Below are 15,322 nucleotides of genomic sequence, written 5' to 3'. Positions count from 1 at the left end.
AGGGCGGGGTGAAAATATTTTTCCAGGGTGTTCTTGAGGGCCTCATCGCAGGCAAGCCAGCTCCCACCTTGGAATGCATTTCAACGGTGGGAGCTGGCTTGCCTGCAATAGCGATAGCACGGGCACCGCGAACCTAAGGCTTGCCCTTCACCGTCACCCACCACGGCGTGTGCTGCTCAATCTGCACCGGCAACGTCGGCAGCAGCGCATTCAGCGCCAGCGTGGTGTCGTGCAACGGGAAACTGCCGGTGATACGCAAGTCGGCCACATCTTTATCCACACCCAGGTAACCGGTGCGGTAGCGGCCGAGCTCCTCGACCACATCCCCCAGGCGGGCGTTGTCGACCACCAGCATGCCGCGGGTCCAGGCGTCGGTGGCGGGGGTGACAGCCAGCAGCGGGCCGAGGCCGTCGCTGCGCATCAGCACTTGCTGGCCTTCCTTGAAGATCTGTTCCTGGTGCAGTGCCTCAGGCTGTGCGGCCACGGCGGACTGCAACACGCTCAAGCGCGTGGCGTCGTCTTCACGCTTGACGATAAACCGCGTGCCCAGCGCCCGCAGGCTGCCGTCGCGGGTTTGTACATAGAACGGGCGCGCATCGTTGTGGCCGGTCTCGACGAGGATCTCGCCTTCCTGCAACACAATCAGCCGGCGTTTCTGATCAAAACGCACGTCGATAGCACTGTGGGTATTGAGGTTGATCAGCGTACCGTCCGCCAGCTTCAGCGTGCGCTGCTCACCGGTGGCGGTACGTTGGTCGGCCAGCCAATAGTGGATCGGCACATAGCGCTCACCGGCAAACAACGCCACGCCAATGACCAGTGCAATGCTCGCCAAGCCGCTGCCCAACTTGCGCACGCGCTGGCGAATGCCTTCCCGCGATTGCAACAACGCCACCCGCGCCGGGCCCGAAGCGGCGCTGAAACGCTGGTCGAGCATGCCCAGCTGGCGCCACGCGCGGGCGTGTTCGTCATTGCTGGCCAGCCATTTGCTGAACTCTTCGCGCTCAATAGCGCTGCCGTCTCCTGAATCAAGGGACAGTTGCCAGGCAATGGCTGCATCCAGCACACGGGCCGAGACCGGTCTGGAACCGTTCACAGCGGCTCGCCATACAGGGCGATGTAGCACTGGCGAATACCCTGGGCCAGGTACTGGCGCACCCGCGGCACGGACACGCCAAGGCGCTGGGCGATTTCTGCATGGCCCATGCCGTCGAGGCGGTTATAGAGGAAGGCGGCGCGGGCCTTGCTCGACAGCTTGCCGAGCAGGCGGTCGATGGCCTTGAGGTCTTCGAGGATCAGTTGCTGCTCTTCCGGCGAGGGGTGCTCGCTTTCCGGGATCAGCATCAGTTCGGTGAGGTAGGCCTGTTCCAGCGCGGCGCGGCGGAAGTAGTCGAACAGCAAGCCCTTGGCGATGGCGACCAGGAACGCCCGAGGTTCGCGGGGTTCGCGCAGCTCGTCACGGCCCAGCAAGCGCATGAACGTGTCCTGGCTCAGGTCTTCGGCGCGGCTTGGGCAGGCCACGTTGCGTCGAAGCCAGGCCAGCAGCCAGCCACGATGGTCGCGATACAACGCGCCAACAAGCTCACTGTGTGGGTTCTGGACCGACGACAAGGCATCACCGAATAAACAAGAGGTTTAAACTAACGAGAATTATTCGCGATTGTGTCAGAGCCGTGGGGTGGGTGCAATTGGCGTCTGTCGGGAGATGGTATTAAAACGATGGCGCGTGTTTACGCCGCTTCCATTGGCTCAAGCGCTCTTGCAGCGTGTGGGGGGTGTCGATCTGTTGCTGGCGTGCGCGGCTGAACAGGATGAGCATCAGCTCCGCCGTGGCCAGGGCATCGGCGCTGGCATGATGGCGCTCGCCCACGTGCAGGTTGAAGTGGTTGATCCAGTCGTCCAGCCCGGCTTCGCGTATATGCGCCTCGGGGCACAGCAGCGGGGCGATGTCGGCCACATCAAGAAACGGATGCGTCAGGCGGTAACCCAGACTGTCCTTGAGCGCCCGACACAACATGTGTTGATCGAACGGTGCGTGGAAGGCCAGCAATGGGCTGTCGCCGACAAACGCCATGAAGTCCAGCAACGCCTCGGCCGGGTCGCTGCCGGCAGCAATGGCACTGGGGCCGAGGCCGTGGATCAATACGCTGGGGCTGAGTTTGGTGTCGGCGCGTTGCAGCGTGCGCTCGAACAATTGAGAAAAGTCCACCGCGCCGTCTTCGATCACCACCGCACCGATGGACAGCACCTGATCACGGTTAAGGTTCAGGCCGCTGGTTTCCAGGTCCACCACCACCCAGCGCTGACAGCGCAAGGAACCGCCGCCCAGCGCGGTGGGCTTGCGCAGTTGCTCCAGGCGTTTTTGTTGCGCGGTATCCAGCCCAGGCTTTTTCGTACGCAGCCAGCTGAACAGGCTCACAACTGATACCGCAACGTCAGGCTGCTTTGCAGGCGTTGAGCCTGGCGCAGGGACTCACGCAGGATGCGCCGGTCCAGGTGGTTGAGGCTGTCCGGGTCGACGCGGTTGGAGTACGGCTGGTTCTCGCGGGTTTGCAGTTGGTGCTGCTGCATGCGGGTTTGCTGGATGAAGTGGTAGGCCTCTTCATAGGCGGCGCCGTCCAGGGGCTCGATCACTTCCTTGACCACCAGTTGGCGCAAGCGCTCCAGGGTGTTATTGGCGTGGATGCCGTTGGCCAGGGCCAGCAGGCGCGCGCCGTCGACAAACGGCGTCAAGCCTTGCACCTTGAGGTCGAGGGTGGCTTTTTCGCCGCCTTTACGCGTCAGCACAAACTCGCGGAAACGTCCCACAGGCGGCCGCTGGCGCAACGCGTTCTCAGCCAGCATGCGTTGAAACAAGCGGTTATCCGCGACCTGGTCAAGAATGCCCTGGCGCAATTGCTCGCAACCGCGCTCATCGCCCCACACCACGCGCAGGTCGAAATAAATGCTGGAGCCCAGCAGATTCTCCGGCGTCGCCTCGCGAATGAAGGCTGCAAACCGCCGCGCCCATTCCGCCCGCGACAGGCAAAGCTCTGGATTGCCGGCCATGATGTTGCCCTCGCACAGGCTGAACCCGCACAACGCCAGGCTCTGGTTGATCTGCTGTGCCAGCGGCAACAGGCGACCACGGATCTGCGCCGCTTCGGCGATGTCCTTGGCATCGAACAGAATGCCGTTGTCCTGGTCGGTGTACAGCGTCTGCTCGCGACGACCTTCGCTGCCAAAACACAACCAACTGAATGGCACGCCGGGGTCGCCTTTTTCAGCCAGCGTGAGTTCGATCACCCGGCATACGGTGTGATCGTTAAGCAGCGTAATGATGTGGGTGATCTGGGTAGACGACGCGCCATGGGCCAGCATGCGTTCGACCAACTGGCCGATCTCGCCGCGAATCGCCACCAGGTTTTCCACGCGTGGCGCGTTACGGATGGTGCGCGCCAGGTGCACCAGGTCCACCCGTTGCAGGGAAAACAGATCGCGCTCGGACACCACGCCACACAGGCGTTGGTCTTTGACCAGGCACACGTGGGCGATATGCCGTTCGGTCATGGCGATGGCGGCGTCGAAGGCGCTGTGGTCCGGGGTCAAGAAGAAGGGCGCCTGGGTCATGTGGCCTTCGATGCCCTGGGTGAAGTCGCTGGTGCCATCGGCCACCACTTGGCGCAGGTCGCGCAGGGTGAAAATTCCCAGGGGCGCCTGGCCCTCATCGACGATCACAATGCTGCCCACCTGTTGTTCGTGCATCAGCGTCACCGCCTCGCGCAGCGGCGTGGTTGGGCTGCACATCACAGGGTGGCGCATGGCCAATTCGCCGAGGCGGGTGTTCAGTGAGTATTGAGTGCCGAGGGTTTCCACGGCTTTTTGTTGAACCTGTTGATTAACCGTGTCCAACAGGCTGCTGACGCCACGCAGGGCGAAGTCGCGAAACGGACTGGAAAGCGCGAACAGTTTGATAAACGCCGGTTTGTTCAGTTGCAGGCAGAAGGTGTCTTCGGCCGCCTTGTGCTCGGTGCGGGTTGCCCGTTCACCTAACAGTGCCGCGAGGGGAAAGCACTCGCCCGTCGCGATTTCAAACGTGGTTTCTGCGCTGTCCGGGCGCTCACCCACGACCCTGCCCTGCTTGACGATATAAAAATGTTCAACCGGCCCGCCCGACGGTTTAAGGATGCTGTCGCCGGGGCCGTAAAAGCGCAGCTGGCACTGTTCCACCAAAAACGCCAGGTGTGCGTTTTCCATTTGGTTGAAGGGCGGGAAGCGCTGCAAGAACTGCAGGGTGCCGTGAATGTTCTGCAACACAGCAGTTTTCCCCGCCTGGGCGAAGGCATCAGCTTTACTCATAACAGTGGCCGCGTTTTTTGTCGTTATCGTCCCTCATGGTCGACTCCCGCGCGGCGGGTGCCCATTGGACGTAAGTCTAGGTCGATACAGACCGCACAAACCTAGGGAAAAACCTTACATGACTATCGTCCAAACCCCGTAGAACGCCCACTAGTCAAACTTTCCGACGAAGTGCACATTGTTCGACCCTCCTGTGATGTCTGACGTCTGAGCGGAGGGGATTGATGAGAACTGCTGAGAACCGTATGTCCGACCACGATATTTTAAGCGATGCCGAGCGCGAGGCGCTGAGCGCCGTGATGCTGGAGCCTGATTTACCGCCACAACGCGTTTTGATTGTTGACGACGACAAGGACGCGCGTGAATTGTTGGCGGAGATCCTGGGGCTGGACGGTATTCGCTGCATGACTGCCGACAGTGGTGAGGCGGCGTGGGATTTATTGAAGTCCAGCAGCTCCATTGGATTGTTGATCACCGATCTGCGCATGCAGCCGAGCAGCGGCCTGGAGCTGATCAGGCAGGTACGCGAATCCACTCGCGCGGCTTTGCCGATCATCATCATGTCGGGGGACGCGGAAGCGCCGGATGTGATCGATGCGATGCATTTGAGTGTGGTGGACTTTTTGCTGAAGCCGATTGATAGCGTGAAGTTGGCGAAATTAGTGAAGCGGGAGTTGGGGATGGGGCAGTAGGGACCGTTGGTCGAGACTGTCATTTATGACCGTAGGCGTTAAGAGGGAATTTTTGTTCAGTGGTCTGGAGAGCATTGTGTGATGACCGTGCCTCGAAACCCTATGAACAGGAGTTTGTCATGAGTACTGAGCCATTATTGATTTGGCCGTTTTGAAAAAAGCCCTGATCTTACGACCAAGGCTTTTCATATCCGCGATTAATTACAGACCATTCCTGGCCTTGAACTCCCGCCGCCGACGATGCAACACCGGCTCGGTATATCCATTTGGCTGCTTGGTCCCTTCAACCACCAACTCCACCGCCGCCTGGAACGCGATATTGCTATCGAAATCCGGCGCCAACGGACGGTACAACTTGTCCCCCGCATTCTGACGGTCCACCACCGGCGCCATGCGCTTGAGGCTTTCCATCACCTGATCCTGAGTGACGATGCCGTGGCGCAGCCAGTTAGCGATGTGCTGGCTGGAGATGCGCAGGGTGGCGCGGTCTTCCATCAGGCCCACATCGTTGATGTCCGGCACTTTCGAGCAGCCGACGCCCTGGTCGATCCAGCGCACGACATAGCCAAGGATGCCTTGGGCATTGTTGTCCAGCTCGTTGCGGATTTCTTCGTCGGACCAATCGGTATTGCTGGCCAGAGGAATCGTCAGGATGTCGTCCACCGAGGCGCGCTCGCGCTTGGCCAGCTCGGCCTGGCGGGCGAAAACGTCGACCTTGTGGTAGTGCAACGCGTGCAATGCGGCTGCCGTTGGCGACGGCACCCAGGCAGTGTTGGCACCGGCCAGTGGGTGGGCGATTTTCTGTTCGAGCATCGCGGCCATCAGGTCGGGCATGGCCCACATGCCTTTACCGATCTGCGCGCGACCTTGCAGGCCGGTGCTCAGGCCGATATCGACGTTCCAGTTCTCGTAGGCGCCGATCCATTTTTCCGCCCTCATCGCGGCCTTGCGCACCATCGCGCCGGCTTCCATGGAGGTGTGGATTTCATCGCCGGTACGGTCGAGGAAGCCGGTGTTGATAAACACCACACGCTCGCTGGCCGCCTTGATACAGGCCTTGAGGTTGACCGTGGTGCGGCGCTCCTCGTCCATGATCCCGACTTTCAGCGTGTTGCGCGGCAGGTTCAGCACCTCTTCGATGCGCCCGAACAGCTCGTTGGTGAACGCCGCTTCTTCGGGGCCGTGCATTTTCGGTTTAACGATGTACACAGAGCCGGTGCGGCTGTTCTTGCGGCTGCTGTTGCCGTTGAGGCTGTGGATCGCGGCCAGGCTGGTGAGCAGGCCGTCGAGGATGCCTTCCGGCACTTCGTTGCCGTTTTTGTCGAGGATCGCGTCGATGGTCATCAGGTGACCCACGTTGCGTACGAACAACAGCGAACGGCCGTGCAGGGTCACGTCCTTGCCATCCACGCCAGTGTAGACGCGGTCGGCGTTCATGGTGCGGGTGAAGGTCTTGCCGCCCTTGGCTACTTCTTCGGCCAGGTCGCCCTTCATCAGGCCGAGCCAGTTGCGGTAGATCACCACCTTGTCATCGGCATCGACGGCGGCGACGGAGTCTTCGCAGTCCATGATGGTGGTCAGCGCGGCTTCCATCAGCACGTCTTTGACGCCGGCGGCATCGGTCTGGCCGACCGGGGTGCTGGCGTCGATCTGGATTTCGAAGTGCAGGCCGTTGTGTTTCAGCAGGATCGCAATCGGCTCAGCCGCAGGGCCTTGGAAACCGATCAACTGCGCGTCGTCACGCAGGCCGCTGTTGCTGCCGCCCTTGAGGCTGACGATCAGCTTGCCATCGGCAATCTTGTAGCCGGTGGACTCGGCGTGGCTGCCGGCGCTGAGCGGGGCGGCCTCATCGAGGAAAGCGCGGGCGAAGGCGATGACCTTGTCGCCGCGCACTTTGTTGTAGCCCTGGCCCTTCTCGGCGCCATCGGCTTCACTGATGGCGTCGGTGCCATACAGCGCGTCATACAACGAACCCCAGCGCGCATTCGAGGCGTTTAGTGCGAAGCGCGCATTCATCACCGGCACGACCAACTGCGGGCCGGCCATGCGGGCGATTTCGTCATCGACGTTTTGGGTTGTGGCCTGGAAGTCTGCAGCTTCTGGCAGCAGGTAGCCGATGTCTTGCAGGAAGGCTTTGTAGGCCACCGGGTCGTGAGCCTGGCCGGCGTGGGTCTGGTGCCAGGTATCGATGCGCGCCTGGAAATCGTCGCGTTTGGCGAGTAGGGCTTTGTTCTTCGGTGCCAGGTCATGGATGACCTTGTCGGCACCGGCCCAGAACTGGTCGGCAGTGATGCCCGTACCGGGAATGGCTTCGTTGTTCACGAAGTCGAACAGGACTTTGGCGACCTGCAGGCCACCGACTTGAACGTGTTCAGTCATTGCTTGCCTCACTCTGCGGAGCTAATGCGCTTTTTCAGATTTTCATTATGTAGTGCACGGTTGGGCATACTACATGATGACTTGCGGTTGTGAAAATTAGACTAAATACGTCGTTTAGCGACCCACTTTGGTCGTACGGTCACAGCGGAGAATCGGATGTTCTCAAAAAACTATTGGATTGTTCCAGATAAATATAAAAATGGTACACGATTTGTTTTCAAGGGCTTCCGGGTCCACCTTGTAGATTGAATTCCAGAGGGCTTTGCCATGGACCATCTTGTACTCACAATTATCGCCGCCGACAAACCCGGGCTGGTTGAACGCATTGCGCAGAACATCGCCGCCCACGGCGGCAACTGGCTCGAAAGCCGCATGGCGCACATGGCCGGGCAGTTTGCCGGGATCCTGCGGGTCAGTGTGCCGGCGGAGAGCCGTCAGGCTTTGGTGGGCGCGCTCGAGGATTTATCCACACACGGCATTCGCGTGCTGGTGGGTGAGGGCAGCACTGGCCAGGCTTCAGCATCCAAATCGATTGTGATGACGCTGGTGGGTAACGACCGTTCGGGCATCGTGCGCGAGATCACGGCGCTGCTGAGCCAGCAGGGGGTCAACCTGGCGAGTCTGAGCACTGACGTTCGCCCGGCTCCCATGAGCGGTGACCCGTTGTTCACTGCCGAGGCGCTGTTGCAGGTGCCGACAGCATTATCCCTGGATGTATTGCAGTTATCCCTGGAAACCCTGGCGGATGACCTGATGGTGGAGCTGCACTACGAGGAATAATCTTTCCACGAGGTTATGCATGGAAATCTTGCATGGGCCTGTGGATAACCTGTAGAGACCCGGCGCCAGGCCAGACCGGCCGGGCTTCTCCGTAAACTGAGTAAAAAACGAGCAGTTTCAAGGGGTTGTGCACAAATGGCGGGGATCAGGTTGTGGATAACCTTGGGATGGGTGTCTGCAAGTCACGCCGACCGTGCCTTGCAGAGGTTTGTACGTTATTTGATCAGCGTTTGCGCACGCTCAGCCAGATATCCACGCTGTACACCACCAGGCCCGCCCAGATGAAGGCGAAGGCAGTCAACGTGCTCGGCGCCAGGTGTTCGCCGAACAGCAGCACGGCTTCCAGCAGCACCAGCGTCGGCGCCACATACTGCAGGAAGCCCAGCGCGGTGTAAGGCAAATGCCGTGCGGCGGCGTTGAAACACACCAGCGGGATCAGCGTCACCGGGCCCGCAGCTACCAGCCACCAGGCTTCTGAGGTGCTCCAAAACGCCAGCTGCGCACTGTGGGCCGTTGGGTTGAACAGCAGCCATGCGAGAGCAATGGGCACCAGCATCCAGGTTTCTACCACCAGCCCCGGCAATGCTTTCACCGGCGCCTGTTTACGGATCAATCCGTAAAAGCCAAAGGTCAACGCCAGCACCAGCGACACCCACGGCAAGCTGCCCACCTGCCACACCTGTTGCGCCACACCCGCTGCAGCCAGCCCGACGGCGACCCATTGCAGACGGCGCAGGCGTTCACCCAGGATCAGCATGCCCAGCAGCACATTGACCAGCGGGTTGATGTAGTAACCCAGGCTCGCTTCCAGCATGCGCCCCGTATTCACCGACCACACATACGTCAGCCAGTTGGCCGCAATCAGCGAACCGCTGAGGGCCAGGATCGCCAGGCGCTTGGGGTTGTCACGCAGTTCGCGGAACCAGCCGGGGTGTTTCCACACCATCAGCAGCAAACCGCCGAACAGCGCTGACCACAGCACGCGGTGCACGATGATCTCGGCGGCGGGTACGCTGGCGATGGCTTTGAAGTAGAGCGGGAACAGACCCCAGATGACATAGGCGCTCAGGCCTAGAATGTATCCCTTGCGGGGGTTGGCGGCTTGCATGCGGAATCCTTGCTTAGGCAGCTAACAAAGCGCAATTGTAGGGATATTTCTCAGGCATTGGGATCTGCTTTCTGTGGGAGCCCGGCTCCCACAGAGAAGCCGTCAGAAGAGTTTCAGGGGTTCTTCGTTCAGGGCCGAGAGTTGTTCGCGCAATGCCAGCACCTGGTCGCCCCAATAGCGCTCACTGCCAAACCAAGGAAAACTGTGGGGAAACGCCGGGTCATCCCAGCGCCGTGCCAGCCAGGCGCTGTAGTGCATCAGGCGCAGGGCGCGCAACGGTTCGATCAACGCCAGTTCGCGCGGATCGAAGTCATGGAATTCCTGATAGCCGTCCATCAATTCCGACAACTGTCCCAGACATTCCTGACGGTCTCCGGCGAGCATCATCCACAGGTCCTGCACCGCCGGGCCCATGCGGCAGTCATCCAGGTCGACAATATGGAACATCTCGTCACGGCACATCATGTTGCCGGGATGGCAATCGCCGTGCATGCGGATGTTCTTGTGCGGCGTGGCCGTGTACACCTCTTCCACGCGTTTGAGCAGGTCGCGGGCCACGGACTCGTAGGCCGGCAGCAGGCTCTTGGGAATGAAGTTGCCTTCCAACAGCGTGGTGAGGGAATCGTGACCGAAGTTCTTCACGCCCAAGGCTTCACGGTGTTCGAACGGGCGGGTGGAACCCACCGCATGCAAACGGCCAAGCAGTTGCCCAAGGCGATACAGCTGATCCAGATTGCCCGGCTCCGGTGCACGGCCGCCACGGCGTGGGAACAAGGTGAAGCGGAAACCGGCGTGTTCGAACAGGCTTTCGCCATTGTGGATCAGTGGTGCCACCACCGGCACTTCGCATTCGGCCAGTTCGAAGGTGAAACGGTGTTCTTCAAGGATCGCCTCGTTCGTCCAACGCTGTGGGCGATAGAACTTGGCGATCAACGGTTCTGAGTCTTCGATGCCCACTTGGTAGACGCGGTTTTCGTAGCTGTTGAGCGCGAGAATGCGCGCATCGCTGAGGAAGCCGATACTTTCGACAGCGTCGAGCACCAGGTCGGGGGTGAGTGTTTCAAACGGATGGGCCATGCGAACTCCTGCGCGCAGCAGGTCGCCGCGTCCGGCCGGGTATGGTAACGCACACGGCTTGAGATAGGGGGCGGCAGTGCAGACGCCATCGCAGGCAAGCCAGCTCCCACATTTGGTCCGTGTCAGTCATGACAACGCGGTCAAGTGTGGGAGCTGGCTTGTCTGCGATGAGGCCCTATCAGGCGCCGACGATACCGCCGTCATCCCGTCGAATCGCCATCACTGACGAACGCGGCTTGCCATTCGGCAGGTGCTCCGGCCAGGTGGAGCCGCCGGTCTCACCCGGATGCTGAATCCCCACAAACAACGTTTTCTGATCCGGCGAGAAGCTGATGCCCGTTACTTCACAGGCCACAGGGCCAACCATGAAACGACGGATTTCCCCGGTGGTCGGGTCAGCGCAGAGCATCTGGTTATTGCCCATCCCCGCGAAATCACCCGCGTTGCTGTAGTCGCCATCGGTCAGAATCCACAGCCGCCCGGCCTTGTCGAAACCCAAGCCATCAGGGCTGTTGAACATATTTTGCGGGTTGATATTCGACGAACCGCCCTTCGGCGTGCCGGCGTGAACGCCAGGGTTGCCGGCCACCACAAACAGGTCCCAAGTAAATGCCATGCTGGCGTGGTTATCGGCGTCGGCTTTCCAGCGCAGGATCTGGCCGTAGACGTTTTTCTCACGGGGGTTGGGGCCGCCGACGGGCTGGCCGTCTTCACCGCGCTTGGCGTTGTTGGTGAGGGTGCAATAGACCTGGCCATCGGTGGGGCTGACCACGATCCATTCCGGGCGGTCCATGCGCGTGGCTTTCACCACACTGGCGGCGAGGCGTGCGTGGATCAGCACTTCGGCCTGGCTGTTGAAACCGCTGCTGGCGTCGATGCCGTTTTTGCCATGGGTCAGCTCGACCCACTGGCCCTTGCCTTTGGGGTGGTCGGCATTGCCGTCGCCCGCGTCGAAGATCGCCACGTACAGGGTGCCGTGGTCGAGCAGGTCTTTGTTGGCCTTGGGGTTTTTGTGGTTGATCTTGTCGCGGCTGACGAACTTATAGATGAACTCACCGCGCTCGTCGTCGCCCATGTACACCACGGCGCGGCCGTCGCGGGTTTCAGCGAGGGCGGCGTTCTCGTGTTTGAAGCGGCCCAGCGCGGTGCGCTTGGCAGGGGTGGATTGCGGGTCGAACGGGTCGATTTCCACGACCCAGCCATGGCGATTGAGCTCGTTGGGGTTCTTGGCCAGGTCAAAGCGCGGGTCGTGCTGGTGCCAGTTGATGTCTTTGCTGGCGGCGACGGCGCCGTAGCGTTTCTGCCCGGCATCAAACGTTTGCTGTGGGTTGCTGCTGCCAAAGCAGTCGGTGAAGTTCTCTTCACAGGTCAGATAAGTGCCCCACGGGGTTTTACCGTTGGCGCAGTTCTGGAATGTACCAAGGGCTTTCTTGCCGGATTTGTCGGCGCTGGTTTTCAGCCATTCGTGACCGGCGGCGGGGCCGCTCAGGCGGATCGGCGAGTTGCCGTGGATGCGTCGGTTGTAGCGCGAGTCCTGCACGAACTGCCAGGTGTCGCCCTTGCGCCGCACTTCGATCACCGAAACGCCTTCGCTGGCCAGCGCCTTGCGCACGTCTTCGGCCGATTGCGGCGCGCCGCCGTGGGCGAAGAGATAGCGGTAGTTGGTGTATTCGTTGTTGATCGCCATCAGCGCGCGGTTGTCGTCGCCGGGGAAGGCGAACAGGCTCATGCCGTCGTTGTTGTCACCGAACTGCTGTTCCTGAGCTTTTGCCGTGCCGTTACCGGACGGGTCAAACGCCGGCGCGCTCTTGCTCAACGGCTGGCCCCAGCTGATCAGCACCGACGCGCTGTAGCCCGGCGGCAAAGTGATAGCGTCGCTGGTAGCGGCGGCGATGCTGGTAAAGCCCAGCAGCGGGCTGGCGGTGGCGGCGTTGACGGCCAGGGCGCTGCGGGTCAGCAGGTTGCCGCCCAGGAACATCGCGGCACCGCATAAAGCACCGGCGCCGATGAAACGGCGACGGGTGAGGCCGACCATCTGTTCAAGGTCGGTGGCTTGGTTTTCTTCTAATAGGCTCATCTCAGGCTCCCTGCGGTTTTTGCAGACACCTTAAGGAGCGGGCGTGACGAAATTGTTGCAGTTAAAAGAAGGTGGCGACTTACACCGGTGTTCCCAGCAGCACATTGCTCGGCGCGAACTGCACCTGGATCGCCTGGCCTCTGGCGGCGCCGATGGCGTTGAGTGCGTCGGGCTGCGCCAGGGCGCATAGAACCTGGCCGTTGGGCAGCACGATGCGGACTTCGCTGGGGCCGTCGTCGGCCTCGAGAATGGCGTCGACGGTGCCGCTCATGCAATTGTGTCCAGTTGTTGCGGAATCCTCGGGCGCCAGCAATTCCAACCAGCCCGCCTTGATCAGCGCAACCACTTCCACGCCAGTTTCCAGCTCCAGTCGCTGCGTGCTGTCGTGGGTGATTTGCGCATCCAGGGTCAGCCCGCCAGCCAGTTGCAGGCGCACCAGATCATTGCGGCCATGTTGCTCGATGGCGATGACTTGACCATGCAGTTGATTACGCGCGCTGGTGCGCAGCATCAAGCGGCCGAGCAGATTGAAGTCACTGGCGGCTTCATCAGAGCCCAGTACTTCGGCTTGTAACACTTGCAGGCGCTGGTAAAGACGCAACACGCGCTCACCCTCGGCCGTCAGCTTGGCACCGCCGCCGCCCTTGCCGCCGACGCTGCGTTCCACCAGCGGTTTTTGCGCAAGGTTGTTCAACTCGTCGATGGCATCCCATGCCGCCTTGTAACTCAAACCAGCGCTTTTCGCCGCGCGAGTGATGGAGCCCTGTTCGGCGATATGCGCCAGCAAAGCAATGCGCTGGGGGCGACGGATGATGTGCTGGCTGAGGGAGGCTGGCAGAGACATGTGGGTACGCTTCGATGAGATGGGCAGAACGTTGCGGGCAAGGTTGGCTGGAGTCAAGTCAGCTGCCCGGTTTGGGCGTGCGCGCCAGGCAGTACACATCGACCTGTCGCGCGCCGGCCTTCATCAACAGCTGCGCCAGGCTGTGGGCGGTGGCGCCGGTGGTGAGTACGTCGTCCACCAAGGCAAAGTGCCGGCCTTGCACCTGGGCGCCGGGTGCCAGGGCAAAGGCGCCGAGCAGGTTGCGTTTACGGGTCTTGGCGTCGAGGGCTTGCTGGGCGACCGTATCATGAGGGCGTAACAACAGATGTTCATCGTGGGGTAGGTTCAGCTCGCTGCTGAGCCAACGCGTCAGCATCAAGGCCTGGTTATAGCCGCGCTCGCGCAGGCGTTTGCGCGCCATGGGCACCGGCAGCAAACAATCCGGGCGTGTGAGTTCAGTGTTGTCCAGGCGGTGTTGCAGGTGTTGCGCCAATAGTCGCGCGAGCATCTGACCGAAGGGCCAGCGCGCCTGGTGTTTGAAGCGGCTGATCAGGCTGTCGATGGGAAAGCTGTAGGTCCAGGGGGCGATCACCTGTTTAAAGGCCGGTGGTTGTGTCTGGCATTGGCCGCATATCAAACCCTCCATCGGTAGCGGCAGGGCGCACACGTCGCAGTGTTCCAGCAGCCAGGGCAGCTCGGTTTCGCAGACGTTGCACACACAATGGGTGGATTCTGTCGCTTCATCGCAGATTAAACAGGTTTGTACGGTTTTTAACCAGATGTAAACCTGGTGTTTGTGCTCTGGTTGACAGTGCATGAATCTTCCTTAAATATGCCGAGCATCCGTGTCGTGCCTGTGGGTATTGCCCTTCCCACAGCGTTTGCCAAAGCATAATCAAGGAATCGCCCATGAGCGCCAGCACCACCGCCACTTTGCGTCACGATTGGTCCCTCGCCGAAGTCAAAGCGCTGTTCGTGCAGCCGTTCAATGACCTGTTGTTCCAGGCGCAGACCGTGCACCGCGCGCATTTCGACGCCAACCGTGTGCAAGTGTCGACGCTGCTTTCGATCAAAACCGGCGCCTGCCCGGAAGATTGCAAATATTGTCCGCAGTCGGGCCACTACAACACTGGCCTCGAAAAAGAAAAGCTGATGGAAGTGCAGAAGGTCCTCGAAGAGGCCGCTCGCGCCAAAGCCATCGGCTCGACGCGTTTCTGCATGGGCGCCGCCTGGAAGCACCCGTCGGCCAAAGACATGCCCTACGTGCTGCAGATGGTCAAAGGCGTGAAGGCCATGGGCCTGGAAACCTGCATGACCCTCGGCCGTCTCGACCAGGACCAGACCGAAGCCCTGGCCCAGGCCGGCCTCGACTACTACAACCACAACCTCGATACCTCGCCGGAGTTCTACGGCAGCATCATCACTACCCGCACCTACAGCGAGCGTCTGCAAACCCTGGCTTATGTGCGTGATTCGGGAATGAAGATCTGCTCCGGTGGCATCCTCGGCATGGGCGAGTCCCTCGACGACCGCGCCAATTTGCTGATCCAACTGGCCAACCTGCCGGAGCATCCGGAGTCGGTGCCGATCAACATGCTGGTGAAGGTCGCCGGTACGCCGCTGGAAAACGCCGAGGATATCGACCCTTTCGACTTCATTCGCATGCTCGCCGTGGCGCGGATCCTGATGCCGCAATCCCACGTGCGCTTGTCGGCCGGCCGTGAGGCGATGAACGAGCAGATGCAGGCCCTGGCGTTTTTCGCCGGTGCCAACTCGATTTTCTACGGCGACAAATTGCTGACCACCGCCAACCCGCAGGCTGACAAGGACATGCAACTGTTCTCGCGCCTGGGCATCCTGCCGGAAGCGCGGGAAGAGCACGCGGATGAAGTGCACCAGGCGGCGATTGAGCAGGCGCTGGTCGAGCAGAAGAGCAGCGAGCAGTTCTATAACGCAGTGGTTTGATGCCTATCTCTCTATTGGAATGCAATCCAGTGTGGGAGCTGGGTTGCCTGCGATAGCGGTCTTTCAGGCACATTGATGCTGAA

At 60.8% G+C, this 15,322-nt stretch carries 13 protein-coding genes; 3 read left to right on the top strand and 10 right to left on the bottom strand.

What is annotated here, in order from left to right; all coding sequences use genetic code 11:
* Positions 1 to 133 precede the first annotated feature (133 nt).
* From JBO08_RS11490 to JBO08_RS11475, 4 genes are all read right to left on the bottom strand, one after another.
* Positions 134 to 1,096: a FecR domain-containing protein gene (locus JBO08_RS11490; protein ID WP_065871831.1), complete on the bottom strand. Its 963-nt coding sequence runs from the start codon at positions 1,094 to 1,096 to the stop codon at positions 134 to 136.
* Positions 1,093 to 1,611, bottom strand: a complete 519-nt coding sequence (locus tag JBO08_RS11485; RefSeq protein ID WP_065871830.1) for an RNA polymerase sigma factor — start codon at positions 1,609 to 1,611, stop codon at positions 1,093 to 1,095. The genes JBO08_RS11490 and JBO08_RS11485 overlap by 4 nt, the downstream gene beginning before the upstream one ends.
* A gap of 100 nt (positions 1,612 to 1,711) precedes the next feature.
* The gene (locus JBO08_RS11480) at positions 1,712 to 2,419 is read right to left on the bottom strand and encodes a PolC-type DNA polymerase III (protein ID WP_220074745.1); all 708 of its coding nucleotides are present in this window, start codon (positions 2,417 to 2,419) and stop codon (positions 1,712 to 1,714) included.
* Positions 2,416 to 4,338 (bottom strand): putative nucleotidyltransferase substrate binding domain-containing protein, encoded by a 1,923-nt coding sequence (locus JBO08_RS11475; RefSeq protein ID WP_220074746.1) that lies wholly within the window; start codon positions 4,336 to 4,338, stop codon positions 2,416 to 2,418. Before JBO08_RS11475 ends, JBO08_RS11480 begins: the two co-directional genes overlap by 4 nt.
* Before the next feature lie 245 nt (positions 4,339 to 4,583).
* Here JBO08_RS11475 and JBO08_RS11470 point away from each other — a divergent pair, with 245 nt between their 5' ends.
* On the top strand, positions 4,584 to 5,030 hold the full coding sequence (locus JBO08_RS11470; RefSeq protein ID WP_065871827.1) for a response regulator: 447 nt from the start codon (positions 4,584 to 4,586) through the stop codon (positions 5,028 to 5,030).
* Positions 5,031 to 5,231: 201 nt separating this feature from the next.
* On the opposite strand, the gene JBO08_RS11465 is transcribed toward JBO08_RS11470, so the two are convergent.
* A complete protein-coding gene (locus tag JBO08_RS11465) occupies positions 5,232 to 7,409 on the bottom strand; it encodes a malate synthase G (protein WP_065871826.1) in 2,178 nt (725 codons plus the stop codon).
* A gap of 267 nt (positions 7,410 to 7,676) precedes the next feature.
* Here JBO08_RS11465 and JBO08_RS11460 point away from each other — a divergent pair, with 267 nt between their 5' ends.
* Positions 7,677 to 8,189: a glycine cleavage system protein R gene (locus JBO08_RS11460; RefSeq protein WP_065871825.1), complete on the top strand. Its 513-nt coding sequence runs from the start codon at positions 7,677 to 7,679 to the stop codon at positions 8,187 to 8,189.
* Between the two features lie 223 nt (positions 8,190 to 8,412).
* Here the strand turns inward: JBO08_RS11460 and rarD are convergent, their stop codons facing one another.
* From rarD to JBO08_RS11435, 5 genes are all read right to left on the bottom strand, one after another.
* Entirely contained in the window at positions 8,413 to 9,297 is an 885-nt protein-coding gene (gene rarD / locus JBO08_RS11455) for an EamA family transporter RarD (RefSeq protein ID WP_065871824.1), read from the bottom strand.
* A 102-nt stretch (positions 9,298 to 9,399) separates the two neighbouring features.
* Positions 9,400 to 10,374, bottom strand: coding sequence for a serine/threonine protein kinase (locus JBO08_RS11450; RefSeq protein WP_065871823.1), 975 nt, complete (start codon positions 10,372 to 10,374; stop codon positions 9,400 to 9,402).
* Between the two features lie 178 nt (positions 10,375 to 10,552).
* Positions 10,553 to 12,451, bottom strand: a complete 1,899-nt coding sequence (locus JBO08_RS11445) for a PhoX family phosphatase (RefSeq protein WP_220074747.1) — start codon at positions 12,449 to 12,451, stop codon at positions 10,553 to 10,555.
* Between the two features lie 79 nt (positions 12,452 to 12,530).
* Positions 12,531 to 13,295, bottom strand: coding sequence for a TOBE domain-containing protein (locus JBO08_RS11440; RefSeq protein WP_220074748.1), 765 nt, complete (start codon positions 13,293 to 13,295; stop codon positions 12,531 to 12,533).
* A 58-nt stretch (positions 13,296 to 13,353) separates the two neighbouring features.
* Positions 13,354 to 14,091: a ComF family protein gene (locus JBO08_RS11435; RefSeq protein WP_220074749.1), complete on the bottom strand. Its 738-nt coding sequence runs from the start codon at positions 14,089 to 14,091 to the stop codon at positions 13,354 to 13,356.
* A 92-nt stretch (positions 14,092 to 14,183) separates the two neighbouring features.
* Between JBO08_RS11435 and bioB the strand changes: the two genes are divergently transcribed.
* Positions 14,184 to 15,239, top strand: coding sequence for a biotin synthase BioB (gene bioB / locus JBO08_RS11430; protein ID WP_016977842.1), 1,056 nt, complete (start codon positions 14,184 to 14,186; stop codon positions 15,237 to 15,239).
* The last annotated feature ends 83 nt before the right edge of the window (positions 15,240 to 15,322 follow it).

Source organism: Pseudomonas sp. LAP_36, from assembly GCF_019456785.1.
GTDB classification, from domain to species: Bacteria; Pseudomonadota; Gammaproteobacteria; order Pseudomonadales; family Pseudomonadaceae; genus Aquipseudomonas; species Aquipseudomonas tritici.
Note: the sequence above shows the minus strand (reverse complement) of the source record. Positions and strands in the feature narration are given on the sequence as shown.

Coding starts and splice junctions, on each gene's coding strand:
- JBO08_RS11445 (WP_220074747.1), bottom strand. CDS start 12,451: ATGAGCCTATTAGAAGAAAACCAAGCCACCGACCTTGAACAGATGGTC.
- bioB (WP_016977842.1), top strand. CDS start 14,184: ATGAGCGCCAGCACCACCGCCACTTTGCGTCACGATTGGTCCCTCGCC.
- JBO08_RS11465 (WP_065871826.1), bottom strand. CDS start 7,409: ATGACTGAACACGTTCAAGTCGGTGGCCTGCAGGTCGCCAAAGTCCTG.
- rarD (WP_065871824.1), bottom strand. CDS start 9,297: ATGCAAGCCGCCAACCCCCGCAAGGGATACATTCTAGGCCTGAGCGCC.
- JBO08_RS11470 (WP_065871827.1), top strand. CDS start 4,584: ATGTCCGACCACGATATTTTAAGCGATGCCGAGCGCGAGGCGCTGAGC.
- JBO08_RS11475 (WP_220074746.1), bottom strand. CDS start 4,338: ATGAGTAAAGCTGATGCCTTCGCCCAGGCGGGGAAAACTGCTGTGTTG.
- JBO08_RS11450 (WP_065871823.1), bottom strand. CDS start 10,374: ATGGCCCATCCGTTTGAAACACTCACCCCCGACCTGGTGCTCGACGCT.
- JBO08_RS11435 (WP_220074749.1), bottom strand. CDS start 14,091: ATGCACTGTCAACCAGAGCACAAACACCAGGTTTACATCTGGTTAAAA.
- JBO08_RS11460 (WP_065871825.1), top strand. CDS start 7,677: ATGGACCATCTTGTACTCACAATTATCGCCGCCGACAAACCCGGGCTG.
- JBO08_RS11440 (WP_220074748.1), bottom strand. CDS start 13,295: ATGTCTCTGCCAGCCTCCCTCAGCCAGCACATCATCCGTCGCCCCCAG.